Source organism: Psychrobacter sp. Sarcosine-3u-12 (genome assembly GCF_002836005.1).
In the GTDB taxonomy this organism is placed as follows: domain Bacteria; phylum Pseudomonadota; class Gammaproteobacteria; order Pseudomonadales; family Moraxellaceae; genus Psychrobacter; species Psychrobacter okhotskensis.
This window is the reverse complement of record NZ_PJBY01000076.1, coordinates 40,171-66,220: the sequence shown is the minus strand read 5'-3', so window position 1 is coordinate 66,220 and position 26,050 is coordinate 40,171. Positions and strand designations below refer to the sequence as shown.

The 26,050-nt window shown below is 43.6% G+C and carries 20 protein-coding genes; 4 read left to right on the top strand and 16 right to left on the bottom strand.

Translation table 11 applies throughout. From position 1 onward, the window contains the following. Positions 1-384 precede the first annotated feature (384 nt). From CXF65_RS03200 to yajC, 6 genes are all read right to left on the bottom strand, one after another. Positions 385-741, bottom strand: coding sequence for an AzlD domain-containing protein (locus CXF65_RS03200; protein ID WP_101211002.1), 357 nt, complete (start codon positions 739-741; stop codon positions 385-387). Then, entirely contained in the window at positions 731-1,462 is a 732-nt protein-coding gene (locus CXF65_RS03195) for an AzlC family ABC transporter permease (RefSeq protein ID WP_413772492.1), read from the bottom strand. The genes CXF65_RS03200 and CXF65_RS03195 overlap by 11 nt, the downstream gene beginning before the upstream one ends. Positions 1,463-1,858: 396 nt before the next feature. Beyond that, a complete protein-coding gene (locus tag CXF65_RS03190; protein ID WP_025653267.1) occupies positions 1,859-3,280 on the bottom strand; it encodes an MATE family efflux transporter in 1,422 nt (473 codons plus the stop codon). A gap of 235 nt (positions 3,281-3,515) precedes the next feature. Next, the gene (secF, locus tag CXF65_RS03185) at positions 3,516-4,784 is read right to left on the bottom strand and encodes a protein translocase subunit SecF (protein WP_025653268.1); all 1,269 of its coding nucleotides are present in this window, start codon (positions 4,782-4,784) and stop codon (positions 3,516-3,518) included. A gap of 9 nt (positions 4,785-4,793) precedes the next feature. After that, positions 4,794-6,671 (bottom strand): protein translocase subunit SecD, encoded by a 1,878-nt coding sequence (gene secD, locus CXF65_RS03180; RefSeq protein ID WP_101211001.1) that lies wholly within the window; start codon positions 6,669-6,671, stop codon positions 4,794-4,796. Positions 6,672-6,942: 271 nt separating this feature from the next. Next, complete coding sequence (gene yajC / locus CXF65_RS03175; protein WP_025653270.1) at positions 6,943-7,269, bottom strand: preprotein translocase subunit YajC; 327 nt, start codon at positions 7,267-7,269, stop codon at positions 6,943-6,945. 1,410 nt (positions 7,270-8,679) lie between these two features. Between yajC and CXF65_RS03170 the strand changes: the two genes are divergently transcribed. The 3 genes from CXF65_RS03170 to CXF65_RS03160 all read left to right on the top strand — a co-directional run bounded on the left by CXF65_RS03170 (position 8,680) and on the right by CXF65_RS03160 (position 14,045). Further along, a complete protein-coding gene (locus tag CXF65_RS03170) occupies positions 8,680-9,954 on the top strand; it encodes a CNNM domain-containing protein (RefSeq protein ID WP_084212346.1) in 1,275 nt (424 codons plus the stop codon). 308 nt (positions 9,955-10,262) lie between these two features. After that, complete coding sequence (locus CXF65_RS03165) at positions 10,263-10,757, top strand: hypothetical protein (protein ID WP_025653272.1); 495 nt, start codon at positions 10,263-10,265, stop codon at positions 10,755-10,757. 276 nt (positions 10,758-11,033) lie between these two features. Continuing rightward, a complete protein-coding gene (locus CXF65_RS03160; RefSeq protein WP_025653273.1) occupies positions 11,034-14,045 on the top strand; it encodes a LysM peptidoglycan-binding domain-containing protein in 3,012 nt (1,003 codons plus the stop codon). A gap of 180 nt (positions 14,046-14,225) precedes the next feature. Here the strand turns inward: CXF65_RS03160 and CXF65_RS03155 are convergent, their stop codons facing one another. Then, the gene (locus tag CXF65_RS03155; RefSeq protein ID WP_025653274.1) at positions 14,226-15,434 is read right to left on the bottom strand and encodes a transglycosylase SLT domain-containing protein; all 1,209 of its coding nucleotides are present in this window, start codon (positions 15,432-15,434) and stop codon (positions 14,226-14,228) included. Between the two features lie 1,034 nt (positions 15,435-16,468). Then, the gene (locus tag CXF65_RS03150) at positions 16,469-17,302 is read right to left on the bottom strand and encodes a Nif3-like dinuclear metal center hexameric protein (RefSeq protein WP_101211000.1); all 834 of its coding nucleotides are present in this window, start codon (positions 17,300-17,302) and stop codon (positions 16,469-16,471) included. A 424-nt stretch (positions 17,303-17,726) separates the two neighbouring features. On the opposite strand from CXF65_RS03150, the gene CXF65_RS03145 reads away from it, so the two are divergent. After that, entirely contained in the window at positions 17,727-19,055 is a 1,329-nt protein-coding gene (locus CXF65_RS03145; protein WP_025653276.1) for a S1C family serine protease, read from the top strand. A 118-nt stretch (positions 19,056-19,173) separates the two neighbouring features. On the opposite strand, the gene yfaE is transcribed toward CXF65_RS03145, so the two are convergent. The 8 genes from yfaE to CXF65_RS03105 all read right to left on the bottom strand — a co-directional run bounded on the left by yfaE (position 19,174) and on the right by CXF65_RS03105 (position 26,013). Further along, positions 19,174-19,440 carry a class I ribonucleotide reductase maintenance protein YfaE gene (gene yfaE, locus CXF65_RS03140; protein ID WP_025653277.1) on the bottom strand — a complete coding sequence of 89 codons (267 nt, stop codon included), beginning with the start codon at positions 19,438-19,440 and terminating at the stop codon, positions 19,174-19,176. A gap of 37 nt (positions 19,441-19,477) precedes the next feature. Then, complete coding sequence (gene nrdB / locus CXF65_RS03135; protein ID WP_101210999.1) at positions 19,478-20,611, bottom strand: class Ia ribonucleoside-diphosphate reductase subunit beta; 1,134 nt, start codon at positions 20,609-20,611, stop codon at positions 19,478-19,480. Between the two features lie 67 nt (positions 20,612-20,678). After that, positions 20,679-21,062 (bottom strand): hypothetical protein, encoded by a 384-nt coding sequence (locus tag CXF65_RS03130; RefSeq protein ID WP_101211035.1) that lies wholly within the window; start codon positions 21,060-21,062, stop codon positions 20,679-20,681. Between the two features lie 39 nt (positions 21,063-21,101). Beyond that, complete coding sequence (locus CXF65_RS03125) at positions 21,102-21,389, bottom strand: type II toxin-antitoxin system RelE family toxin (protein ID WP_101210998.1); 288 nt, start codon at positions 21,387-21,389, stop codon at positions 21,102-21,104. Further along, entirely contained in the window at positions 21,379-21,630 is a 252-nt protein-coding gene (locus CXF65_RS03120; RefSeq protein ID WP_101210997.1) for a type II toxin-antitoxin system Phd/YefM family antitoxin, read from the bottom strand. Before CXF65_RS03120 ends, CXF65_RS03125 begins: the two co-directional genes overlap by 11 nt. Before the next feature lie 307 nt (positions 21,631-21,937). Next, positions 21,938-22,663, bottom strand: a complete 726-nt coding sequence (locus CXF65_RS03115) for a hypothetical protein (protein ID WP_101210996.1) — start codon at positions 22,661-22,663, stop codon at positions 21,938-21,940. Positions 22,664-22,865: 202 nt separating this feature from the next. Continuing rightward, positions 22,866-25,142: a class 1a ribonucleoside-diphosphate reductase subunit alpha gene (nrdA, locus tag CXF65_RS03110; RefSeq protein WP_101210995.1), complete on the bottom strand. Its 2,277-nt coding sequence runs from the start codon at positions 25,140-25,142 to the stop codon at positions 22,866-22,868. 514 nt (positions 25,143-25,656) lie between these two features. Then, positions 25,657-26,013, bottom strand: a complete 357-nt coding sequence (locus CXF65_RS03105; protein WP_025653284.1) for a YbeD family protein — start codon at positions 26,011-26,013, stop codon at positions 25,657-25,659. Positions 26,014-26,050: the final 37 nt, after the last annotated feature.

Below are 26,050 nucleotides of genomic sequence, written 5' to 3'. Positions count from 1 at the left end.
AAATGGTTTCATACAAGGCGCAAGTCGACGATAATGTTAATACCTTAGCTAGACTTGCAACGCAGTATGGGGCGATTTTAGCATCAGCCCGTAGCATAGGGACAGGACTGTTTTTTGCCGCTTCTGTGTTAAAAATAGACGTTTAGAAAGACTAAACTTAAGATTTTTAACGTTGAATCGCCTAAAAAATAGTCTCTGTCAGTGCCATGGTCGAATGTTCAACACGCCCTAACCATTAAGCCAGTTTGGTAAACAACATTATGATGCGTGACTGGTAAAATTTTTCTTGCTTGCTGTGCCTACGCAGACAGAGGCTGCAAAAAACTTATACCAGTCACGCTGTCTCTTTTTTATATTGACCCGACTATAAGTAATGATTAGCGATTAAGCCAGTTGAGTAAATAACCAAAGCAAGCCATTAATCGCAGCGATGCCGACGATCATGCTCACCAATAATTGACGGCTAAAATGATAGACCAATAATACCAGAAGTAAAGCACCTATTTGAGCCATGAGTAAATGTAACTCTGCGCTTTGCATACTCGTACTTGCTGATAAGTCTTGATAGGAGAGACTGGTTAAAATAAGTAATACCATCACGGATAACGGTAAGCTCTCATTTAAACGGTGTAACCAAGGCGTATCCAGCAGCTTTTTGGGTATCAAGGCGGGAAGGGCGCGCGTAATAAAAGTGACGGCAGCCATAGCAAAGGTGGCAAAAATAAGGTAACTACTGCTCATCGGTGTCTCCTTGTAGGCGGCGCTGCATCCACACACCACGGGCCAAAATCATCAGCATACAAAGGCTAATCGCTACCAATAACAGCCAGTTGCTAGTAAACAAAGAGGCAACGGCTAAAGCAATCACGGCAATAGCAATTGGGAAATAGCGCTTGATACTTTGAAACTGCTCATAGGCCAAAATCGCAAACAGACACACCAAGGCAAAATCTAAATGCGGTACCAAGTCACTGAGCGCGCTGCCAATCATCACGCCAATAGCGCTAGCAAGTACCCACCAGCTTTGGTTAAACAAACTGATCGGTAGGATTAATGCCTGTCGATACTCATTAGGTAAACTGGTCATCACTGAAAACGTCTCATCAGTAAGGGCAAATAAACAATATATTTTAGCGATTTTATTACTAGGCATCGCATGCAGCAGTGGCGCCGCATAAAATACATGGCGCAAATTAATCGCCGCGATATTACTGGCGATGCTGCTAATAGCCTCGCCAGCGCTCAGCATCTTCAAACAAGCATATTGCGCAGCGCCTGCATATAAGACCACACTTAGCATGATAGTAGCCCACACTGGCACACCAGCCACTTGTGCGAGCACACCAAAGGCAATCCCTGCTGGCAGATAACCCATGGCGACTGGCAGGCTCTTTTTGAAGCCTCCTGCCCAATCATAGTGAGCCGCTTGTTGATGATTTAGTTCCTTTGAATGAATGGTCACATGACATCCTAATTTTCTAACAGTATTGTTTTTTGACTAGGGCGTGTTGAACATTCGACCATGGCACTGACAGAGACTATTTTTTAGGCGATTCAACGTTAAAAATCTTAAGTTTAGTCTTTCTAAACGTCTATTTTTAACACAGAAGCGGCAAAAAACAGTCCTGTCCCTATGCTACGGGCTGATGCTAAAATCGCCCCATACTGCGTTGCAAGTCTAGCTAAGGTATTAACATTATCGTCGACTTGCGCCTTGTATGAAACCATTTTAGCAATCAGCAGTGCCTATTTGTGAATGTTCAACACGCCCTATATTTTATAATGAAGGGCTAATTGTTATCCGATAAGGTTAAGAAAGTCCTATTTTTCAGGTAAATAAACCTTTAGGTAATCAATGCTAAACATTGGGCTGTAATTTTTCATAGCTACCAGTTTGATGTGCACGGTATAAAAACCCGCCGAGAATAATCAGCCTTAGCAGCAACAAACACCAAACGCTGAGCCAGATGCCAGTCATGTCCCACTGCTGATAGAGTAGCCAGCTCAGAGGGAAAAAGACCGCCGCCAATATAAGGGCAGCGTTACGAATGACATTACCCGCTGTTAAACCAAAGAATATGCCATCTAACCAATAAGCGCCAACGCCGACCAATGGTAATAGCACCGCATAAAGATGGTAATCATAGGCGAGTGTGAAGACTGGTTCAATATTGGTCATAAACTTCAAATAAGTTGGCATAGCAAGCCACCAAATCGTACTCAACATGATGGCAAGCCCATAGCTGACTACGCCAGTGCGTTTGACGATAATACGAAAACGTGGCCAATCACGTCGTCCTGCTGCTTGACCACTCAAGGTCTCAGCAGATACTGCGACACCATCGAGGGCAAATGCTGAAATACTTAGTACCTGCAATAAAATAGCGTTGGCCGCCAGAATGACATCACCGCTTTGCGCAGATAAGCGGGTAATCCAAGCAAAGCTCAATGTTAAGATCAGCGTACGAATAAAGATATCTTTATTGAGCGAAAATAGCCTAAGCATTTTATCTTTGGTGAAATGTTGCCGATCAGCAGTAAACAGCGCCGTCCAAGATATTTGTAGATGTTGACGACTTAACCATAGTGCTAATAATACCCCAGACCAAAATGCAATAGTCGTACCTAGTGCCACACCGACCAAGCCCATGTGCATGCCATACACAAAAAATAGCGTTAGAATGATATTAAGTAAGGCGATAAAGCCTTGTTGGTAGAGCATGTAGCGAGTCTTGCCCTGACCCGCAAACCAGCCTATAAAGGCAAAGTTCATTAGCTCAGCGATCACACCCCAAAAGCGCACATCCAAATAAGTCTTGGCAGCAAGGCCACTGTTAGGATTGGCAGATAATGCTTGCAGACCAAACTCTATTAACCAAGGTTTTGCCAGCAGTAACAGTGCGCCAATGATGAATGCCAACAATAACGCACGTTGCAAAATAGATAGCAGTGGTGAGGGCGCTAGATTCGGCTGTTTTGTCGTACTGCTGATAGCGTTGTCAACATGACTAGCCAATTGTCCCAATGCTTGTGCCGACAGTCCAGATGAGGCGTACTGTAAAAAATTAAAACTGACGAGCAATAAAGACAATAACTGTATGGCCAACCCCATACCAGCAAGCTTAGCGGTGTCATTCATATTACCGACAATGGCAGTATCAATGACGCTTTGAAGTGGCATTGCCAAATTGGCCAACAATACCGGCAAGGCAATAGCGATAATACGCGCGTAGCGAGTATCAATCGGTGGCATAGAGCGTGGCGGCGTAATAGTTGACATAGATGGCTCATTTTATACTTAACAGACAGAGGGTACAGAAAATCATTTTGCTTTCGGAATAAGCAATACATTTGATCGCTATATCGATAATTTATAGAACCATATAAAGATAAAAGCACCTAACACTCATTGATTATGAGTCAGGTGCTTTTATTGGTAGCTCACTTCCGTATAGTGAAAAACGGATTATAAGCTTGTTTGAATACTCTTCTATTTAAAGATTAACTAAGTTGCTTTAAATATTGTCTTGCTCAAACATTTTTGGATCATTAAAGGTCACAATTTCTTCTTCAAATTCAGGCTTAACCTTCACCACGAAATCATCACGAGATAGCCCCATACGTAGCGGGATAGAACTGGCGATATAGGTTGATGAATAAGTACCAGCCAGCAAACCGATGAACAGTGCAACCGAGAACCAATAGAGACCGTCACCGCCCAAGAACAACATGGCTAAAACAACCAGTAATACGGTTGAGATAGTCATAATGGTACGACGTAACGTCTCTGTTAATGATAAATCAATCGTTTGACGCGGCGTAATACCACGGACACGGCGGAAGTTCTCACGAATACGGTCATAGACAACGATGGTATCGTTCAAGGAATAACCGATCAATGCCAGAATAGCTGCCAAAACGGTCAGGTCAAACGGAAAGCCGAATAAGGCAAAGACACCAATGGTCACGATAGCATCGTGGAACAGTGACAGCACTGCACCTAGAGACAGCTTAAACTGGAAACGTAGCGCAACATAACCAAGCATACAAGCCAAGGCCAAGACCAGCGACATAACAGAGTTTAAGTAGACTTCATTACCTACTTGGCTACCAATGATATTTACATTACTGATTTCAACCGTGTTATTAGGCAATGCTAACGCGGCGCTAAGACTGGCATTGAGTCCGTCAATGTTGTCAGACTGAGGTGGTAAGCGAACTAGTAGCTCTTGACGTGTGCCAAGATACTGTACGACGGCATCATCGAAGCCATTGTCGGCCAAGGCTTTGACCACTTCTACTTGCTCAGCCGGCTGCTCGTAACGTACATCTGCTGATACACCACCAGTAAAATCTAGACCAAAATTTAGACCATTAACAGCAATCGCGATAATACTACCAATCACCATGAGTAACGATAAAATAGCCATTGGCTTTTCTATCTTCATAAAGGGGATAATGCGCTGGTTGCCGACGGCTTTGATACCACCCTCAGCTTGTGCAGCAGCATCCTCAGCGGCATCACTGATCAACTGACTCTGATCAATAGCAGTGCTCGTCTCTGCGGTTTGAGTCGTCAATGCTTGAGAATTTTGACCACCACGACGCGTTTTATTTTTACCCGATGCGGCTGTGGTAGGGTTGTTGGTTTTAGTATTGCTACCTTTACCATCACGACGTGGTTTGTTACGGCGGCGCGTACTGCCACTATTTGAGTCGCCATTTGAGCCATTTCGATCTGGGTTATTCTGTTGTTCTAGGGGATTATTCTTATCGATCGCCATATGTTTCTCCTAACCGATGCTCAAACGTTTGATAGATTTACGTTTACCGTAAGCAATTTGTACCAGAGCACGCGTTACCAAAATCGCGGTAAATAGCGAGCTGACAATACCAATAGCTAAAGTGACCGCAAAGCCTTTAATCGGACCGGTACCAATCGCAAATAAGATAAAGGCGACCAATAAGGTGGTGATGTTGGCATCGAAGATACTACTAAAGGCGCGATCAAAGCCGGCCACAATGGCGGATTTTGGTCGGACGCCATTTGCCAGCTCCTCACGTATTCGCTCAAAAATCAGCACGTTGGCATCGACTGCCATACCGATGGTCAAGACGATACCGGCAATACCGGGTAGGGTCAGTGATGAGCCTAAAATTGACATAATGGCAATGATAATGATGACGTTAATCGCTAGCGCCACGTTGGCAATGACCCCAAACAGACGGTAGAAAATGATCATAAAGGCAAAGACTAATAAGTAACCTACCTGCGTAGAAAACAGGCCTTTGTCAATATTCTCTTGACCCAATGAGGGGCCAATCGTGCGCTCTTCTACAAAATACATCGGTGCGGCTAAGGCGCCTGAACGTAGGAGTAATGCAAGTTCTGCCGCTTCTGCGCTACTATCAAGACCAGTAATACGGAAAGAGGAGCCCAGTACCGCTTGAATATTAGCGCGGTTGATGACTTTGGTTTCAGCATAAGGCGTACGTACTTCGACTGTTTCGCCAGTCGCTGGATCTTCTTCGTAAGTGATACGTTGCTTGTTTTCAATGAATAGCACGGCCATCTGTTTACCAACAGCAGTACGCGTGGCGTTTTGCATCAGCTTGCCACCAGCGCTGTCCAAAGTAATGCTGACTTCAGGTGAGCCGCTCTCATCAATACCCGTCTGCGCGTTAGTGACTTTATCACCGGTGACGATAGATTGGCGCTCTAAAAGTACTGGTGGACCATCAAGCGTCTCAAACGGGAATGCTTCGGTACCAGCAGGAGGAATACCGCCCATATAGTTTTCACTATCTTCAGCGACCATCCGGAACTCAAGGTTCGCTGTGCGACCAAGCACACGTTTGGCTTCTGCAGTATCTTGCACACCTGGCAATTCCACGACGATACGACTCGCGCCTTGTGATTGTACTAAGGCCTCTGTGACGCCAAGCTCAGCAATACGATTGCGTAGGGTCGTCAAGTTTTGATTGACCGCATAGCTATTGATTTCATCTAGCGTGGCATCGTTGTACGCCAAAATCAGGGCAGGGCCTTGGTCATCAATAGAAGACTGTAAACTGAAGGTATTACCCATTGAGCCTTGCAAGACGTTTTGTGCACGGTTACGCGCATCGGTATCAGCGAAATGCAGCATGATGCCTTGGTTTTCAGTTTTGATGCCTTTGATCGCGATACGCTCAGCCCGTAGGTCACGACGTACATCGCGGCTCGCACTAGTCAGGCGTTGATCGAGAGCCTTGTCCATGTCAACTTCTAGTACAAAACGAACACCACCGCGCAAATCGAGACCAAGCTTCATCGGCTTAGCACCGATATCACGCAGCCACTGCGGGGTCGTCTGCGCTAAGTTAAGCGCGACCACATAGTCTTCGCCCAGATTCTGGCGCAGTACTTCCTGAGCTTTGAGCTGCTCGACCGGGTTATCAAGACGTACCAGCGCACTGTTGCCTTCAAAGGTACCATCATGATTATTAATTCCAGCCTCTTCGAGTAAGCTTTGAGACTGGGTTAAGATACCATCAGACAGCTGCGTACCTGCTGCGGCACTTGTAATCTGTACGGCAGGTTCATCAGGATAGAGGTTAGGAGCAGCATACAGACCGGCAACGATTAGCACGACGGCAATCAGTAAGTATTTCCAAGCGGGATATTGCATAATCACTTCTTTAGGTTGATAAACTATTGGCGACGCAGGCCACAAGTTAGCAGATGGGAAGTTAGCGATAGCAATGGTTGAGTGCGGTATTTAGCAGTCGTCATCATGCACCATTGCGATCATCCGCGATGATAGTAAAGCGTAAAAGGTAAAGCGAAAAATGACCGTAAATAATGTACGGTCATTTTAAAGTTATTACAACTATTAATTCATAACTGCCATCAATTAGTAACAACTAATGTTCAATCATTATCAGATTTATTAATAACGATTAAACGCTTTCGATAGTGCCAGCTGGCAATACTGAGATGACAGAAGCACGTTGTACTTTGACATCCGTATTATTATTCAAGCTAACAACCGCGTAATCGCCTTCTATGGCTTTGATACGACCCATCAGTCCACCAGCAAAGATGATTTCGCTACCAACAGTCAACGCACTGACCATGGCGCGGTGCTCTTTGGTACGCTTAGACTGTGGGCGAATAACCAAAAAGTAAAAAATGGCAAAAAAAGCAACAGGTAATAAAATTTGGCCAAATAGTGATGCAGCACCAGCAGTTTCGGCGGCATGAGCAGCTTGGATAAATAAAAACATAATTTCTCTCAGTGAGTCATAGATAATAATAAATTAAACGCATAGTAACAAAAAATCCTAGACTTGGTAACTGTTAATCATAGGCTAGGCGTGTTTTTCTTAACGTACTGGCATACTAGGTCACATCCTCAATTCTAGCGGTAGTCATAATGAAGGTTTAAAAATGGCTATATCTAGGCCAACTCCCATCAAATACGCTTATACTATAGACAGTATTTGGCTTGTTTACTTAGGGTCTGTTGAACATTCAAATGAGGCACTGGCAGTGGCTATTTTTTAGACAATACGCAGTGAAATTTTTGACGTCTAGTCATTCTAGGTTAGATAATTTCGCCATGTATTGGCAAAAAATAGCCCTGCCCTGAAAGGCTGATACTAAAATCACCCCAAACGTTGTTGTAAACCTAGCTAAGGTCTCGACATTATCGTCGGTTTACGCCTGATTTGATAAAAGGTTTGGGGCAACTTTAGCAATCAGCAGTCTTAATATTTGAATGTTCAACAGACACTAACATTTATCTTAATTTTTTAATCATTTTTAAAGAGAGAATGTGCCCTGAGATTTATTTCAGATTTATCGTTATTACAAAAATAGGGGTGCGTCTTATAAGGGTACGTCTTATAAGGTCTAGGAGTTGAATTCGTGCAAACCCTTAGTTATAAACCTCATTAATAAAGTAAGCATTATTAGCGCGCTATCGCTAGCAATATCTGTTTAAAAAATGCTATCAAGTTGAGCAAAGCGCTCAACAAAATGGCTCAAAACAACCTTTTTAATAAATAGTGACTTATTGTGCATTCACATCATCAGTGCTACTATCAAAAGACAATGATTGCCTGTATTTAGTGCACTCTCTATTGAGCCATATTCTGCCCACTATAAAACCGCGACAGCATCAACCTTGTTAACCATACTGGTATAGTGCTTGTACTTGATTTGCTTTTATCAATTAATCGATATTATTGTGGATTGACTAGGGCGTGTTGAACATTCAACCATGGCACTGACAGAGACTATTTTTTAGGCGATTCAACGTTAAAAATCTTAAGTTTAGTCTTTCTAGACGTCTATTTTTAACACAGAAGCGGCAAAAAACAGTCCTGTCCCTACGGGCTGATGCTAAAATCGCCTCATACTGCGTTGCAAGTCTAGCTAAGGTATTAACATTATCGTCGACTTGCGCCTTGTATGAAACCATTTTAGCAATCAGCAGTGCCTATTTGTGAATGTTCAACACGCCCTATATAATAAGTGCTAATAGAGGATAAGAAAGCTGCGTTAATTGACCATTTATAAGTACGGTTTAGATTTATCATAGATGGTTTGTTGTCCGATGTGGTTTGCTTATTCTATCTCCCGATTCCTTTTTCTCTTTTATGTTTAGGTTACCTAACTTGTCCACCACTTCTATGTTTATACCTCGTTTGTGTCGTCCACGCGCTTGTCGTAAAGACGCTTCTGCTGAACCTCCCCCGACGATGGGTCATAACCCTCGCTTAGGCTTGGGCATAAAATCGTTGTCTCTGCTAACTGTATTGACCACTTTTATGTTGCCAAAAGCGGTATGGGCGGCTGAAGGCTTAGCAGAACCGACTGCTGCCAGTGTACTGCTGCTTATCTTGTTTGTGCTGATCGCTATTGGCATCTCGTTTATCTGCTCTCTGGCTGAGTCTGTTTTGCTGAGCATGACGCCTTCATACATTGCAGATATTCAAGAAAACAATCCCAAAAAAGGCCAAATGCTCAAGCAGCTAAAAGTTGACAATATCGATCAGTCGCTGGCTGCTATTTTGACACTAAATACCGCCGCTCATACGCTCGGCTCTATTGGTGCTGGTGCACAGGCCACGATTGTCTTCGGCAGTACGTGGTTTGGTGTCTTTTCGGCTATTATGACTTTGGCTATTTTGATATTTTCTGAAATTATTCCAAAAACGTTAGGCACGATGTATTGGCGCCGTTTAAGTGGCTTAGTTGCTTACTTTGTGCGCACGATAATTGTTGCGCTATACCCAGTCATTTGGTTCTCGGAGCGTCTGACTAAGCTATTGGTACGTGGTAAAGAGACCCATGTGTTTAGCCGTCGTGAGTTTGCCGCGCTTGCTAGTATTGGTGAAGAGTCTGGACAGATCGATCCACTAGAGTCTCGAATTATCCGCAATTTACTCGCATTTGGCGCTATTAAAGTCGAAGATATCATGACGCCGCGCTCGGTGATGCTGGCGTTCGAAGAAAACAAGACCGTGGCTGAATTGTTGGTTGATCGTCCTAAACTAACCTTTTCACGACTACCGATTTATGATGGTGACTTGGACAATATTACTGGTTTTGTCTTAAAAACAGATATGTTGTTGGCGAAAGTCAATCATGCTATGCATAAGCCATTGACTCAATTTAAACGCGATATCACCTTTGTATTTTCAAAAATGAAGTTGTTTGATTTGTTAGAGCTCATGCTAAAAAATCGTATCCATATTGCCATTACCGTGGGTGAATACGGTGAAGTAAAAGGTCTAGTCACCTTAGAAGATGTGTTTGAAACGTTATTGGGTCTAGAAATTGTTGATGAGATAGACCGCGTTGAAGATATGCAGGCGCTCGCACGGCAAATGATGGACAGACGCGTAGAGCGTTTGGGCATGAAGCTGAGCGATGATGAGCAGTATGAAGACAGTAATACATAAGCCATAGCATTACCATTGATGCGCCATACGTTGGGCTTCTGAGTCATGACAGTGCTGTTGACGTATGGTCAGTGCTTTAGAGTAATAAGTGCTGTAGGGTAATAAAGGTGTAAGGCGTTCATAGTAAAATGATATTCGCAATAATTACACAGGGTGTCACATGACTGTGAGAATTGAGTGATAGGCTAAAGCCACTATCCAACTATGCTGTGAACAGTATTAAACAAACAGCAAAATATAATTAAATAGTAAGTAAATGCCAAACGTCAATTAATGACAACAACGAAAAAGTATCGCTAAGGATTATCATGAAACGACTATGGGGAAAAGGGCTATTGGCTCTATTGCTAAAAAGTGCTGGTCTAGCAGCAGTTGTTGCTGTAGCAAGTACGGTCAGCATCACTGCGCAAGCGGCAACCATGACCGAAGATTTGGTGCAAAGCTATGCAGCTGCCATGAAGTCATCAGCGAATAATAAAAGCATCAATCAAGTCGCGCGTCTGGTCTCTGATGATGCGTTGATTTCATTATCAAGAAAAGGCAAATCTACCAGCTTAGACAAAGACGCTTATTTAAAGCTATTACAAAATAGCTGGAATGATACGTCTAATTATCGCTACGATATCTCGGTAGATAATGTTGTTATCACTGGCAATCAAGCTAAGGCAAATGTTACCACCAATGAGAGCTGGGTAAAAGATGGTCGTAATGTGTCATTCGTTACCACCTCGCGCGTCACTCTGACCCTATCTACTGGTAATGCCGTCCTGCTACGTGCTGTATCACAAGTCGCTATTAACTAAGCATTCAGTACTTGTAATCAGTGCTTATAGTCAGTAGTGATGGCTTATCGTTTATATTCAGCGCTGAGCTATAAAAAAGATAATAATCATCCAAAGTTTTAGTAGCTGTACGTCTAAACGTTCGATTTTTACATACGTTTATCATGTCGTCGTGGCTTTTAGAGTAATAGCTGATTATTATCTTTTATATTAGGCTAGTCTTTGTTTAACATTGCATACTATACTAGCCCTCAATATTACCTTATCAATTCTTGTCGTTAGGAAACTTCCAATATCATGTCTACTGTGCTATCAAACTCTCGCTCATTTATTGCCTTACCCTTGACGCTCGCGGTATCGACTTTACTTATCAGTGCTTGTAGTAATACGTCAACGGTAAAAAATAAGGGCATGACCAACAGCTCAGCTGTGGTTACCAAACGTCCTACCACTCAAGCTGCTAAGCCAAGCACGAACGCTGATTATTCAACGGCGTTTTTAGATGCCGAGAGCTTAGACGAGCTGGCCGATTTGTTAGAAGCGACCGACATGACGATGGTTGAAGGTAATAAACTTGCCATTCAACAATACGGGGACTTGTGGAATCGCCTACGTGCAGGCTATCGCATGAACGGTGGACAGCCTGTTTATAACCAACGTATCGAAGGGCAAAAAGGTTGGTTTACTAGCAGACAGGATTATCTAAACCGTTTAACGGCACGTGCCAGTCGCTATCTATACCATACCGTACGAGAAGCTGAGCGTCGTAATATCCCTACTGAGCTTGCATTATTGCCGGTGATTGAGAGCTCCTATGATCCAAGTGGTACCAGTAGTGCCGCGGCCGCTGGCCTATGGCAGTTCATTCCGAGTACGGGCCGTATTTATGGTCTCAATCAAAGCAGTAGTTACGACGGTCGCCGTGATGTCATCGAATCGACCCGCGCTGCATATGACTTTTTGACAGCCCTACATAATCAGTTCGGTAGTTGGGAGCTGGCCTTGGCCGCTTATAACGCGGGTCCTGGTCGCGTGCAAAAAGCAATCGATGCCAATGCGGCTCGCGGTTTACCAACTGATTATTGGTCACTCAGATTACCGACTGAGACCATGAACTATGTACCACGCTTTTTGGCAGTGGCTGAAATTGTGGCAAAACCTGAGCAATATGGTGTCTACTTGCCTGCTATTGCCAACCGTCAGCATTTCCGTAGTGTGCCAGTGAACTATGGCGTTAGCTTAGCTGAAGTATCGCAAGTAACAGGCGTCAGTTACGACGAATTAGAAAGGCTGAATACTGCGCTGACGTCAGCCCGTGTTGATTCCTCAGGCCCGCAGCGTATCATTATTCCGAATGATGTAAGCCTTAATACTGATGCAAAATTAAGCTCATTACGAGGGAACGGTAGTAGTAATGTCATTGCTACGAGTAATACTAACCCGAATGCACCAACGACGCCAAGCTACAATAGCAAGCCGTACACCACCGGCACGTCATTGCCGTCTACAGGTAGTGCACTTGCAGATTATGCAGCGAGCGCCAGTGTGCCTCAGCAAACGACCAGTTATATCTCACCATCAGCCACGCCGACGAGCAGCTCTGTCTATAGTAACAATGCCGCTGTGCGTACTGAGCCACCACTGACCACGGCAGAAACCAACAAAATCAATGCGGAGCTCAAAAGTAGCAACAGTCTACCGACCACCTCTGCGCAGATTACCCAAAATAATACCATTGTCCAAGAGCCACCGCTAAGTAAAGAAGAGCGTGACTTTATTGCCAATCAAATTCGTAACAGTACGGCTGAAACCAACGTCATCAATGCGGATGGTAATATTAATTTATCTGCAGTACAGACGCAGCAGTCTATTCTAGAAGCGCGCGGCGAAGAGAAAAAACTGAGCTTCCCAAAAACCTCAGTCAGTAAGCCCAAGCCACAAGGCGCGCGCACCACTTATACCGTAAAACGCGGCGATACCTTATCAAACATCGCCACTCGTGCTGGTGTAAGCTGGCGTGACATCGCTGAATGGAACCAAATAGATGCTAGCGCTAAGCTACTATCTGGCAGCACATTATATTTATATGATGCCAAAACCATTGAGCCGATAAGTAGCAGTAGCACAAGCGCTGCTAGCCAGCCTGAGAGCTATGTGGTACAAAGCGGCGACACGCTCATTGGTACGGCCAATCGTTTCGGTTTATCAGTGACCCAACTCGCAAGTTATAACAACCTCAGCAGTCGCGCTGACTTGCTGAGAGGCCAAAAGCTGTGGTTGATTCCCGGTAAGGTCACGGCGCCAGCAACGACACCTGCTGCACCATCGACTAAACCAAGCAAGTCGTCGACAGCGACTAAGAACTACAAAGTCAAAGCAGGCGATGGTCTTATTGCCTTAGCACGTCAATTTAATATCTCAACCGAAACCTTAGCCAGTCTTAACAACATCGGTACTACTAACTCTTTATACGTGGGTCAGACGTTAAAAGTACCGGCTAGCGTAGATTTTAATTCTACTAATAGCAGCACTAGTACTAGTAGTTCGACTAGTAGCGCAAGCTCTTCAGTACCAACGACCAACTATAAAGTAAAATCAGGTGATACCTTAATCGGCATTGCCAATAGTGTGGGCGTCAGTGCGGCAGAGTTGGCTGCGGTGAATAGCAACTTCGATGCTAAGGCGCGTCTACAACGCGGCCAAACGATCAAAGTTCCAGCTTCTAAGGAATTGGTTGATCGTCAGTTAAATGACAAGGCGGTCAGTTATAAAGTAAAATCAGGAGATACCTTAACGGGTGTCGCTCAACGTTACAATATTGGTTTGGGCGATTTGGCAGCAGCCAACAACTTAAAAACCAACTCTAACTTGATATTGGGTCGTACGATTACCATTCCTGCTAACGGTAGTGCTCCTGCCAAAGCTACTTCTAGTACTAGTAATCAAAGTACTAGCAACAGCGCTGCTAGTACCACGACCAGTACAGCCAGTAGTGGCAAAAAACTGGGCAATACTGAGAGTTATAAAGTCAAATCAGGCGATGGCTTAATCGCGCTGGCTCGTCAGTTTGGTATTGCAGTCGAAGATTTGGCAGCGACCAATGATCTCGCGACCAATGCTCAGCTACAGCGTGGCCAAACCATCAAAGTCCCTAAAGCAACGGTAAGCTATACGGTTGGTTCAGGGGATAGTTTGATTGGTCTCGCCCGTAAGTATGGGGTGTCGACTCAAGAGCTTGCGGATATGAACAATATAAAAGCTGATACCATGCTACAGCGTGGTCAGCGTCTAACCGTACCAAATCGCTAATATAGTCGCATTTAGTACAGGTTAAAAATCAAAAAAGCTGCTCTTATAAAAGAGCAGCTTTTTTATTGGAAAAGTTTTATACGTATTTTATTCAAAAGCTTTTATTACGAAGCTTTTACTATGAGTCTTCTACTATCAGGCTTTAAAACAGAAGAATCATTAAACCAAAAAGAAGGGTCATTAAACGGTTTGCGTCTTGATAGTTTCAAGATAGCTCCTAATGTTACTGACATAATGCATCGCTTGTCCATAACGGCTATTAGACGCTCTATTTTCAGCAAGGTAGGCATAAACGTTCGCCCAGCTTTTGTCATCGATGCCCTGAGCTCTCAATTTACGCTGAATGCTTTTTACTGCGTTCGGCCCCATATTATAGCCCGCCAGTGCAAACCAAATACGATCGGTTTTGGGTACATCGGCAAAGTCTGATTTCATTTGCTCTAGATAACGCGCACCACCACCGATACTCTCATAAGGGTCGACACGATTAGACACGCCCATCGCCTTTGCGGTGTTATTGGTCAGCATCATAATGCCGCGTACCCCAGTCGGCGATACCGCATTGGCATCAAGATGTGATTCTTGATAGCCCATTGCCACCAGCAATTCCCAATCGTGATTGTAGTTGCGCGCTTGCTCTTCAAAAGACGACTGATAATCAGGCAGCTTTTCTGTCAGCGTTTTTTGGAAATGGTCTTGGCTATACGCATCTTTTAACAAGTTCTGATTATAAAAAGCGGCCAGCTTTTGGGTGTTTTGAAGCTTGATACTGTCGCATAGGAAGTAACTGGCTTTTTGTGATAGCGGATCATTGGCTGAATTAAATGTCCAACTGACTTTTGGATGTAGACCGTTTTTGGTCAAACTGGCATCATAGCCGCAGCTAACATTGACAGAAGACAAATTCAGCTGGCTTTTGAGTTGGGTGCTGGCAGTCGTCAACGCCATATCAGCATTACCTGATTTTACCGCTTTGAGTGCGGCTTCTTCAGTCGCATAGGCTTTTAGATCGACGTCCACACCCAGCTCATCGGCATAGGTACGTACCAAATCATAACCAAAGCCGTGCTGAAAACCGTCCGTCGCAAAATAAGTACTATCTCCAGGGACAGCAGCGATGGTCAAGGTGTTCTCCAACATGACATGGTCATAGGCTGGCACCTGCGCACCCATGGTGGTAAAGCTCTCAGCAGGCAAAGAGAGCAGGGCGATACTAGAGACTTGTGCCAGTTTCTTGGTTCTGGCAAAACGACTTGAGGTAACAGGGTTAACGAATGTAACGAGGTTACTTTTAGTGTTCAGTAGGCGTTTGGACGGACGCAGTAAATATGAGATACGGCGTTTGGCCCCTTGCGCAGATACTTTTACACGATAAGTAATACGCTGCATGGATGTCTCCTAATTTTAGCCATCCTTCTTACCGCAAAAACACATACAAACATATGACCATAATATTGACATATATCGATATTGCCTCTTAAATAAAGTCGCATCTCTTAATGGGACAAATGCCACTCTATTTGTTTGACTATAGCGCCACTAGCGTACTCTCTCTAAGAGTTAGTGGGGTAGTTTGTCGTCAGCCAGCTATCGGTGCGTTATCAAAGCGTTATAAAATACTATTTTTAAATTGATTTTGGAAACTGGACGCACAACGACGCGAAGGATATAAATCAGATGATTCCTTCATCGATAACTAAATATGGCTAGTGGCCAAACAACTATATGTCAAACACAGGTAAGGTCATGATTAAGTCATTGAGACAAAGACATCGCATAAAATCTTGATGTAATAATTTGCTAATTAAGCAAATACATTCATCTGTTTTTACGATGCTAACTTTTATGGCTGGCTATACCTTGAATCATTAGTAATAGGATAGCTGGCTGTTAAAGTTTCTTGTCCAGCAATAAGGGTAAGTAAAATAACCAAGCTTGATAATTCTTATCGCTTTTTATCAAACAGGTGATTTAATACCATCATCGCGACACTAAAAATAAAAAAATACTATGTTGCTAACATATGTAGTGCAAGCATAGTATTTCAATGGATAGCGGTTTAAAGCCTTACCACTTATGTAGCATGATAAAGTCTTAAACAACTACCAGCATTATTTTAGTGCCATAACCGGAAGCTGTAATAAATGGGAAGTTTCATGACAAAACGTTCTTTCTTCAAGTACCAATATGCGGTTATATCGTAGATTATTCAAGTTAAGTTAAGAAAAGAGCGATAAAACTTAACAATTAGGCTATAGACGGTAAGAAATCCACTCGTTATCGCTACATTCGCTAAAGTTTTATTAACATGCGTAACAGACTGAATATCGTTTATTCGAATGAGTGCACTGTTTTGCTCATCTTTATAATGACTAATCGTAATGACTAAGACTAAGACTAAGTGTAATGACTGATTGTAAAAGCTAGGCTGGATTATCAATATCAATAAATGTTACTGGTAGTCCAAATTGCTGAGCAATGATATCGCCTAATGCTTGAATACCACCACGTTCAGTTGCGTGATGACCACAAGCAAAATAATCAATCCCCAGCTCGCGCGCAAGGTGGGTGGTACGCTCGGATATTTCACCAGAAATAAAAGCATCACAACCCATCAAGGCCGCTTGCTCAATCATGTCTTGCGCGCCGCCTGTGCAAATGCCCACACGCTCGATAAGCCTATCGTTCGGTCGCTCATCATCAGTATTGGTAGCGGTTTTATAGTTGGCCGAAATATGTAAGGGTATACGCCCTAATGCCTTGGTAATTTGAGCAATAAGACTTTGAGCATTCTGTGGCTCACAAATCGCAATATTACCAACAGGGTGCGCCTCATGAGGATAAAGGGGCCCAATAATTGTCATATCGAGCAAGTCGGCAAGTTTTGCGTTGTTGCCAATAACTGGATGGGCATCTAGGGGTAAGTGATAGCCAAGCATCGATATGCCGTGCTGCATTAATTTACGGATACGTCGACCTTTCATACCCGTAATGGGCGCGGGTTCCCCTTTCCAAAAATAACCATGATGCACCACAATAGCGCCGGCGTTATCAGCAATAGCGGCATCAATTAAAGCTTCACAGGCGGTCACACCCGTAACGATACGCTGAATCGGACGTCCGCCATCTACTTGTAGACCGTTTGGCGCATAGTCTTGAAAGACGCTAGCAGACAGATACTCGTCGCAAAAAGTGGCTAAGCTTTGCGCGGTAACGATTGTATTGGTTGGGACAGTTAAGCTATCATTGGCTGTCATCGTTTTTCCTTGTCGTGGCGTTGTATTGTTATGGCGTTTCATCTTTATCATGTTTCATTTTATAGCGCCAATTTATCAATTTGATTGATTGATTTCGTTGGTCAATGTGGCGCTTGATTAATCATGACTAAAAGCAGATGCCTTTTTATAGTCATCATTTTAACATGGTGGTGTCAAAGAGTAGACAAGGCTAATAACTCAAATGGTACACGATACGTTACCAATTAAAGGCATGGGCGGGTATAATTTGCATACGTGAGTTTGCCTGATTATTAGGTTTTAATCAGTGCTTGTAATCCATATTTGTAATCCATACTTGTAATCCGTTAAGCACAGCCAGCCACTCAATAGTATCTACTTAGCACAAAGTGTCTCATCTTATTGGTCATTGCCTGTTTGTATCAAATTTATAGAGGTTTTATCTATGTCGCCAGCCCCGAACACCAACAACAAGACGTCTCTATTAAAATGGTTACCGTGGATTTTATTACTGTTAGTGCTTGCAGCGTTTATCTGGTTATTCACCAGTATGAAAACGCCGTCAGAAGCCACTTGGGAGCCACCAAGAACCTCGGCTGCTGAGCAGGCAGCGTCGGAACCTGTAGCCGATACGCCAACGCCTATTTCCTCTTATCATAATGCCGTTAGCCGTGCGTCGCAGTCAGTGGTCAACATCTATACGACACAGACCATGGCGGAGCATCCTTATATGGATGATCCTGTGTTGCGCCGCTTCTTTGAGTTCCATGGTGGACCGCCACAAGATCAAGGCCCAACCAACTTGGGCTCGGGTGTGATTGTGTCAGAAGACGGCTTTATCGTCACCAATGCGCACGTAATCGAAAAGGCAGATGAGATTACCGTTGCCTTTAATGATGGTCGTAAGAGTCGCGCTAAGCTTATCGGTACCGACCCAGACAGTGATTTGGCAGTGATTCGGGTCGACATGACTGGATTGACACCGTTAGGCTTCCGTGAAGAACCTATTAAAGTGGGAGACATTGCATTAGCGATTGGTAATCCGTTCGGTGTCGGTCAAACAGTGACGCAAGGGATTATTTCAGCAACGGGTCGTACTGGACTTGGGGTCAATAAGTTTGAAGACTTTATCCAAACCGATGCCGCTATCAATCCCGGTAACTCGGGCGGCGCACTGGTTGATGCGCGCGGTGAATTGGTTGGTATTAATACGGCTATTTACTCACGCTCTGGTGGCTCGATGGGCATTGGTTTTGCTATCCCGACCGCCCTAGTTGAGCAAGTGATGAATGCTCTGATCAAAGATGGTAAGGTCAGTCGCGGCTGGCTAGGTATTGAGATACAGTCGCAGCTTCGGGATCCGACGCAGCTTGAAACCTCGACGGGTGTAGAAGTGCTAAATGTTATCGATAAAGGTCCAGCTGCCAAGAGTGGTCTGCGCGTTGGCGATATCATCCTGACGATTGATGGCGTTGAGATGACCGATGCCAACACGCTGATTCAGTATGTCGCTCGCAAACCACCCAATACTGAGCTAAACGCCCAGATATTACGCCGTGGTAAAAATGCGCAAGTGAAGATACTGTTAGAGGAGCGTCCTGTGCAAGAGCCAGTCGAGCGCCCTGTTATTATCGAAGATGAGACCATGAATGGTCTTGGTCAACCCAACATGCAAGACGGTGGACAAGAGACGCCCATGATGTCAGAAGCCGAGCGTGACCGTATGCGTGAAGAGCTGCTAAAACTGTTTGACCAAGATGGCGTGGCTCAGTAGTTTCTTGGGTCAGAATAATTGGCGCAAGGGCTCAAAAAGATTATTAGCATAAAAAAAGCGCGTTATCTTATGTAGATAGCGCGCTTTTTATTGATCTTAACGTTTTATAAATGAGAGGTTATTTCTCGATTGGTTCGTGGTTGATATAAATCACCCCTTGCACACGGCAGCAGCAGGGTAGGATCTCATCGTCCTCAATCATCGCAAGCGGAGCAAACGGGTAATCGACCGTATGCGAGCTGGCAATGCGCTTGACTCGGCAGCTACCACAGTAGCCTTCCTTGCACTGATAATTGACCTCATGTCCGGTGCGCAACAGTCCATCGAGTAGACTCTCATTATCATGCAAATAGAATTGTTTTTTACTGGTCATTACCCAAGTCATGATAAATCCTATGTAAAAAGCGTAAAGCTACTAAAGCCTAAAGCTCAAAATCATCAAAGTCACTGTCTGATAAGTCCGAATCAATCTGACCGACCAAGTACGAGCTGATTTCGGTTTCTTGCGGTGCGACCTGTACATTGTCAGACGACAACCACGTATTGATCCAAGGAATCGGATTTGATTTTGATTTCGGGAAAGCTGATGGCAAGCCCACCGCTTCCATACGCAAGTTGGTGATGTATTCGATATATTGGCACAGAATATCTTTATTCAGACCAATCATCGAGCCGTCTTTGAACAGATAACCTGCCCATTCTTTTTCTTGCTCAGCCGCCTTGCGGAATATCTCGATGCTTTCCTCATAGCACTCTGCGGCAATTTCGACCATCTCGGGATCGTCACGACCGTTGCGCATGAGGTTTAGCATATGCTGCGTACCAGTCAAATGCAGCGCTTCATCACGAGCGATGAGTTTAATGATTTTGGCATTACCTTCCATCAGCTTACGCTCAGCAAAGGCAAACGAGCAGGCAAACGACACATAAAAGCGAATGGCTTCTAAGACGTTGACCGCCATAATGCACAGATACATTTGCTTCTTAAGTGACTTTAAGTCGACGGTGATTTCTTTACCGTTGATATTGTGCGTACCAGCACCGTACAGGCTATACAGCTGCGAATTGCGATACAGCTCGTCATAATATTGAGCGATGTCTGAAGCACGCTCTAAAATGTGCTCGTTTTGCATAATATCGTCAAACACAATACCGGGATCGTTGACGATATTACGAATGATATGGGTATAGCTGCGTGAGTGAATGGTCTCAGAGAATGACCACGTCTCAATCCATGTCTCCAGCTCAGGAATCGATACCAGCGGCAGTAGCACGACGTTTGGGCTACGACCTTGGATAGAGTCGAGTAGGGTCTGGTATTTTAGGTTACTGATAAAGATATGCTGCTCATGCGAGGACAGATTGCCGTAGTCCATACGGTCTTTTGACACATCGACTTCTTCTGGACGCCAAAAGAATGACAGCTGCTTTTCAATCAATTGCTCAAAGATGGGGTGCTTTTGTTGGTCGTAGCGGGCAATATTGACTGGCTGACCAAAGAACATCGGCTCTTTCATGGCGTCATTTGGTGTTTGGGAAAAAATCGAATAAGTCATGGGACTGCCTTTATAAGTGATACGGTTATTAATTTATATGGATTTGACTGGGTTTGCTTGGATTGGATTACAAGTTCTCTAACGATATCTGTTCTGACGTCTGTCCATCATTCATATACGCTTTAAATATCTCGCTCAGCTCCACATCATCCAATGCTTCCAATTCATCGATTGCGCTTTTGCGCAGCGCACTCAAGCCTTCATCATCTGACAGTTGCTGTATTTCTTTCTGTGCGTCTTTTTTGGTCGCTCTCTTTACTGGTTTTTTGGGTGCTTTTGCGGTGTCTTTCTTTGGTGTTTCTAGTGTTGATACAGCGCCTTCGCTTAATTGCTGACGAACTTCCTCGATGTCTACTTCTACTTGTACGATATGCGAGCCGCCATCGTTTAGGTCTGAAAATACGTTAGGGATAAACAAACCACCGTCTTTGATGATTGCGGTATATTGCACGTCTATGACCTCCGTCATTTTATTCTGTCTGTGTGTCGATTACGGCTGGCGTGTCGCAAGCGCGTCATATACTTTGTTATTTTCTCTTTTGCCTACTGCTAGCACGTATACAACGACGACATCATCTTTGACGATATATACCAAACGATAGCCGATGGTGCGTAGTTTGATTTTATAGGCGTCCGTATGTCCTGAAAGTTTCGACGCAGGAACACGAGGATTTAATAAGCGCTGCTGTAATTTTTTCTTAAACTGCTGCTGAATACTGGGCGCTAACTTTTTCCATTTTTTTAATGCTAAGGGATGAAACTCAAGACTATAAGTCATCCAACGTTACCTTTATCGGTATCTGCCCATCATTTAATCGTGCGCTAACGGTTTGGCTTAATGCCATATCGTCCATCGCTTCCATCATGCGCTCATACATGTCTGTGGAAACCAAGTAAGCCACAGGTTTATTGTGGTTTAAAATAGCAATAGACTCACCGTCTGATTGTTTAATCAGTGCCGAAGGGTTGGTCTTTAACTCTGAGATACTGGCTGTCTGTGTCGCAAATATTGGTTGCATATTCATTCTCCATTAAAATTACGCTCTAAATATAGGGCTAATTTTAGCATGAAAATTCGGTCTTATTTGTCACTGTGTTAAATTAAATATTTTAGTAGCCAATCCCGCCTACCGCTTGTATCTGCCTTGCCGCTGGCGTGCAGTCTATTGTGTCTGACCGCATTCCTGTTGTCTCGATACTGCTCTCAGCCACAGTCTGCATCGCCATCGTCGTCAGCAGGATACCGCTATAGTCGCGGCTAAACGACCGTGTTAGGGCGTCTTTCTCTTTTATTAACGACTATTCTGATTGGGCGCACCATACAATCTATTTATCTTCAAGCCTACGCTTTCTAAAAAATCTATAGATATTTGGAATCGATATAATTGATATAAATAAAATTCCTGTAGGAAATGCATACATCGGTACGTTTGCAAGTTTCAATAGAGTATCTTCAGCAGTATAACTGCGCTGAAACATCGGTGTGAAATAATACATCCAAACGAAGCTTGCAAATAAAGCAATTGGTAAATATATCCAGTCATTGACAATAAAGAATGGCTCTTTATACTTTTTGACATTGACACCTTGGATTCTATCGATAATAGTAAAACTACTATCTTCACCTTCAATAATTAAGTTCAAAGTGAACCCTTCATTGGAGTTTAGAAGTAATGGATCAATAGTTATTGTGTTTTTTGCATGGTTAAAATTTAATGATAAGCTGTCAGGATTTAAATTTGTACTTTCACATTGAATAATTTTTGCATCACTATGAAATACCAGTTTAATACTTTCTTCAAAATCAGAAGTACTAATGGGTTGGTTTCCATTATTTAGAAATCTAATTATTAATATTTGAGGGTTTTCTACTTTATTTTTTTCATAATATACTTCAATTTTATCTTTTACCTTAGAGCTCACCTTAACTAAAGGAGTGTTTAGCACTATTTCATAAGACAATTTCTTTATTTTATTTTGATAAATAGCAACTCCTATTACTACAATAGTAGGAATAGCTATACTTAATATAGGTAATAAATATTGATTCATATTTTATTTTTCTCTAATCAATTTTTATGCTCTAAATTATAAATATTTGATAACCTCTTACTAAATTTATAATCTTCAAGGTTTAGTGAAGTGCATTTTTATTAAATTCTATTTATAAAATCATTAACACTTGCCATTCGTAAATATATATTCACAAATGGCTTGAAAAATAAAGAATGAAACCGTGGTAATATAATTAGACCTAGATCTTACAAGCCCCGCCAGCACAATCATCTTCCATATCCGCTTGGGCATCGTTCGCACCATCACGAGTGTTATGGTAGTACAACGTTTTTACACCCATCTTATAAGCGTTTAGCAAGTCTTTTAGCAATATCTTCATCGGTACACGGCCACCTTCATAACGAACCGGATCGTAGTTAGTATTGGCAGAGATACTTTGATCGACGAACTTTTGCATGATAGCGACGAGCTTTAAATAACCGTCATTGTTCGGCATTTGCCATAGTAGCTCGTACTGATCTTTTAGCTTGTCAATCTCAGGCACGACTTGCTTGAGGATACCGTCCTTTGACGCTTTGATAGAGACCAGACCGCGTGGTGGCTCGATACCATTGGTGGCGTTGGCAATCTGACTAGAAGTCTCAGATGGCATCAAGGCAGTTAGGGTAGAGTTGCGCAGACCGTGAGTGGTGATTTCAGTGCGTAGCGTTTCCCAATCGAGATGTAGCGGCTCTTGGCAGATTTTATCCAAGTCGGCTTTGTACGTATCAATCGGCAAGATACCTTGCGAGTAAGTTGTCTCATTGAACGCAGGGCACGCGCCTTGCTCTTTTGCCAATTTGTTTGACGCTTTCAAGAGATAGAACTGCAACGCTTCAAACGTTTGATGGGTCAGACCAAGCGCGCTATCGTCTGAATAGCGTACGCCATTTTTAGCAAGGTAGTACGCGTAGTTAATCACACCCACACCTAGTGTACGACGACGCATGCTGCCGTTTTGAGCAGCTTTGACTGGATAGTCTTGATAGTCGAGCAGGGCATCAAGCGCACGCACGATTAGCTCAGCTGGCTCTTCGATGTCGCTGACGTTTTCAACTTTACCTAAGTTAACTGCTGATAGCGTACAAAGCGCGATTTCGCCTTCTTCGTCATTAATGTTATCAAGTGGCTTAGTCGGTAGCGCGATTTCCATGCATAGGTTTGACTGACGAATCGGAGCGACCGTCGGATCAAACGGGCTATGAGTGTTGCAATGGTCGACGTTTTGGATATAGATACGACCCGTGCTGGCGCGCTCTTGCATCATTAGGCTAAACAAATCTGCCGCTGGGATTTGACGGCTACGAATGCTTGGGTCATTCTCGTACTTGGTGTATAACTCTTCGAATTTGTCTTGATCTTCAAAGAACGCATCGTACAAGCCCGGGGTATCACCCGGTGAGAATAGCGAGATATCTTGACCTTTGATGAGGCGCGTGTACATTGTCTTGTTTAACTGGACGCCATAATCCATATGACGGACACGGTTGTCTTCGACGCCGCGGTTGTTTTTGAGTACCAATAACGACTCAACTTCTAAATGCCATAATGGATAGAACAACGTCGCTGCACCGCCACGGACGCCGCCTTGTGAGCAGCATTTAACAGCTGTCTGAAACAGTTTATAGAATGGGATACAGCCAGTATGCTGGGCTTCACCGCCACGGATAGGGCTACCAAGGGCGCGAATACGACCAGCGTTGATGCCGATACCAGCGCGCTGCGATACATAGCGTACGATGGCGCTAGTGGTCGCGTTGATTGAATCTAGGCTATCACCACATTCGATCAGTACACATGAGCTAAACTGGCGTGATGGCGTACGCACACCTGACATGATTGGCGTCGGTAGCGAAATTTTGAACTCTGAAGTCGCATCATAGAAGCGCTTCACATAGCTCATGCGCTCAGCTCTGTCGTAATTGGCGAACAGACACATACCGACCAGCATATATAAGAACTGCGGGCTCTCATAAACGGTTTTGCTGACGCGATCTTGCACGAGGTATTTACCCGCCATTTGCTCAACAGCAGCATAAGCCAAATTCATATCGCGCCAGTGGTCGAGGTATTCTTCTAATTCATCAAATTCAGCACGGCTATAGTCGGCTAGGATATGTTGATCATATTTGCCAGCGTCAGTCAGTTTTTTGACATGGTCATATAGGTGCGGCGGAGTGAATTTATTATAAGCAATCTTACGCAGATGAAAGATGGCCAAGCGCGCGGCTAAATACTGATAGTCAGGCGTGGTTTCAGAGATAAGGTCAGCGGCAGACTTGATGATGGTCTCGTGAATATCACGAGTTTTGATACCTTCATAAAACTGAATGTGCGACTTTAGCTCAACTTGTGACACAGACACGTTATCCAAATCGTCCGCTGCCCAGGCAATAACCTTGTGAATTTTATCTAAATCAATAGGCTCTAAACGTCCGTCACGTTTGGTCACTTGGATTTTGTCGATATGTGTCATGCTAGCCTCTTAGATGATTGCTTATATTATTCGCTAAGCGGTTAAGTCCGCGAAACGTTTATTATTAAATTAATAATCAAACTACTAATAATCAATAGCTTAGCGGTGCTTTTTTATGGCAAAAGCATCCAGCTGCTCGAAATAATGATAAAAATCATTGAGCACTACATGTAGCGTATTTATTAGTAGGTAGGCACAATATAGCGGGAAAATTTTGAAAATACTATATTGATTTTAGTAGCAAACTATGTTGCTAAGGGGTGAAAGCGCGTCCAAATTTTGGCAAAGGACGACGGGGCAAGGGTTAGGTGCGAATGACACAAATAATAAATTTTTTGTAAAAATGGATGGTCGTTTGCTTTTTATTATTTGCTAAAGGGTCGAGTGATAGTTATGGTCATCACCGTAATAATTCGGATGCAGATTGTACCGCAGACAACAAAAAATCGCCACCCATATGAGTGACGATTTAGACCTAAAAAGGGTTGTTTTTTTCTAAACACCCATTCCCTGTTTATACAACCAAGCGTACCGTTTTGGCATCGTCTAGTGAGGCATAAAGCGTATTTACTTGTTCAACAGTGGTTAAGTACAGATTGGCACGTACCGAATGAAAACGTCCTGTTTTTGACGGTTTGACTTCCATAGACGCCAAATCAAACTCTGGGAACTGGCTACCGAGGATGAGCTTCACTTCATTCAGCAAATTCTCATGCTCGCCTTCATGACCGATGATGCTCAGTGGGTAGTTCATTGGGAACTCCCAAAGCTCAGGATTTTGCACGTCGGTTTTTTTGCCTTTCAAAATACCGTCATTGGCGACTAACTCGGTCACTTTGACGTCTCTTTTTGGGTTGTTGTTATCGCTCATCATCGTATCCTTATCGTTATTTGAGAATGTCGCTTAC

Bases quoted from the DNA above. Each gene is read 5' to 3' on its own strand.
- CXF65_RS03200 (WP_101211002.1), bottom strand. From the start codon at position 741: ATGAGCAGTAGTTACCTTATTTTTGCCACCTTTGCTATGGCTGCCGTC.
- CXF65_RS03190 (WP_025653267.1), bottom strand. From the start codon at position 3,280: ATGTCAACTATTACGCCGCCACGCTCTATGCCACCGATTGATACTCGC.
- secF (WP_025653268.1), bottom strand. From the start codon at position 4,784: ATGGCGATCGATAAGAATAATCCCCTAGAACAACAGAATAACCCAGAT.
- secD (WP_101211001.1), bottom strand. From the start codon at position 6,671: ATGCAATATCCCGCTTGGAAATACTTACTGATTGCCGTCGTGCTAATC.
- yajC (WP_025653270.1), bottom strand. From the start codon at position 7,269: ATGTTTTTATTTATCCAAGCTGCTCATGCCGCCGAAACTGCTGGTGCT.
- CXF65_RS03170 (WP_084212346.1), top strand. From the start codon at position 8,680: ATGTTTATACCTCGTTTGTGTCGTCCACGCGCTTGTCGTAAAGACGCT.
- CXF65_RS03165 (WP_025653272.1), top strand. From the start codon at position 10,263: ATGAAACGACTATGGGGAAAAGGGCTATTGGCTCTATTGCTAAAAAGT.
- CXF65_RS03160 (WP_025653273.1), top strand. From the start codon at position 11,034: ATGTCTACTGTGCTATCAAACTCTCGCTCATTTATTGCCTTACCCTTG.
- CXF65_RS03155 (WP_025653274.1), bottom strand. From the start codon at position 15,434: ATGCAGCGTATTACTTATCGTGTAAAAGTATCTGCGCAAGGGGCCAAA.
- CXF65_RS03150 (WP_101211000.1), bottom strand. From the start codon at position 17,302: ATGACAGCCAATGATAGCTTAACTGTCCCAACCAATACAATCGTTACC.
- CXF65_RS03145 (WP_025653276.1), top strand. From the start codon at position 17,727: ATGTCGCCAGCCCCGAACACCAACAACAAGACGTCTCTATTAAAATGG.
- yfaE (WP_025653277.1), bottom strand. From the start codon at position 19,440: ATGACTTGGGTAATGACCAGTAAAAAACAATTCTATTTGCATGATAAT.
- nrdB (WP_101210999.1), bottom strand. From the start codon at position 20,611: ATGACTTATTCGATTTTTTCCCAAACACCAAATGACGCCATGAAAGAG.
- CXF65_RS03125 (WP_101210998.1), bottom strand. From the start codon at position 21,389: ATGACTTATAGTCTTGAGTTTCATCCCTTAGCATTAAAAAAATGGAAA.
- CXF65_RS03120 (WP_101210997.1), bottom strand. From the start codon at position 21,630: ATGCAACCAATATTTGCGACACAGACAGCCAGTATCTCAGAGTTAAAG.
- CXF65_RS03115 (WP_101210996.1), bottom strand. From the start codon at position 22,663: ATGAATCAATATTTATTACCTATATTAAGTATAGCTATTCCTACTATT.
- nrdA (WP_101210995.1), bottom strand. From the start codon at position 25,142: ATGACACATATCGACAAAATCCAAGTGACCAAACGTGACGGACGTTTA.
- CXF65_RS03105 (WP_025653284.1), bottom strand. From the start codon at position 26,013: ATGAGCGATAACAACAACCCAAAAAGAGACGTCAAAGTGACCGAGTTA.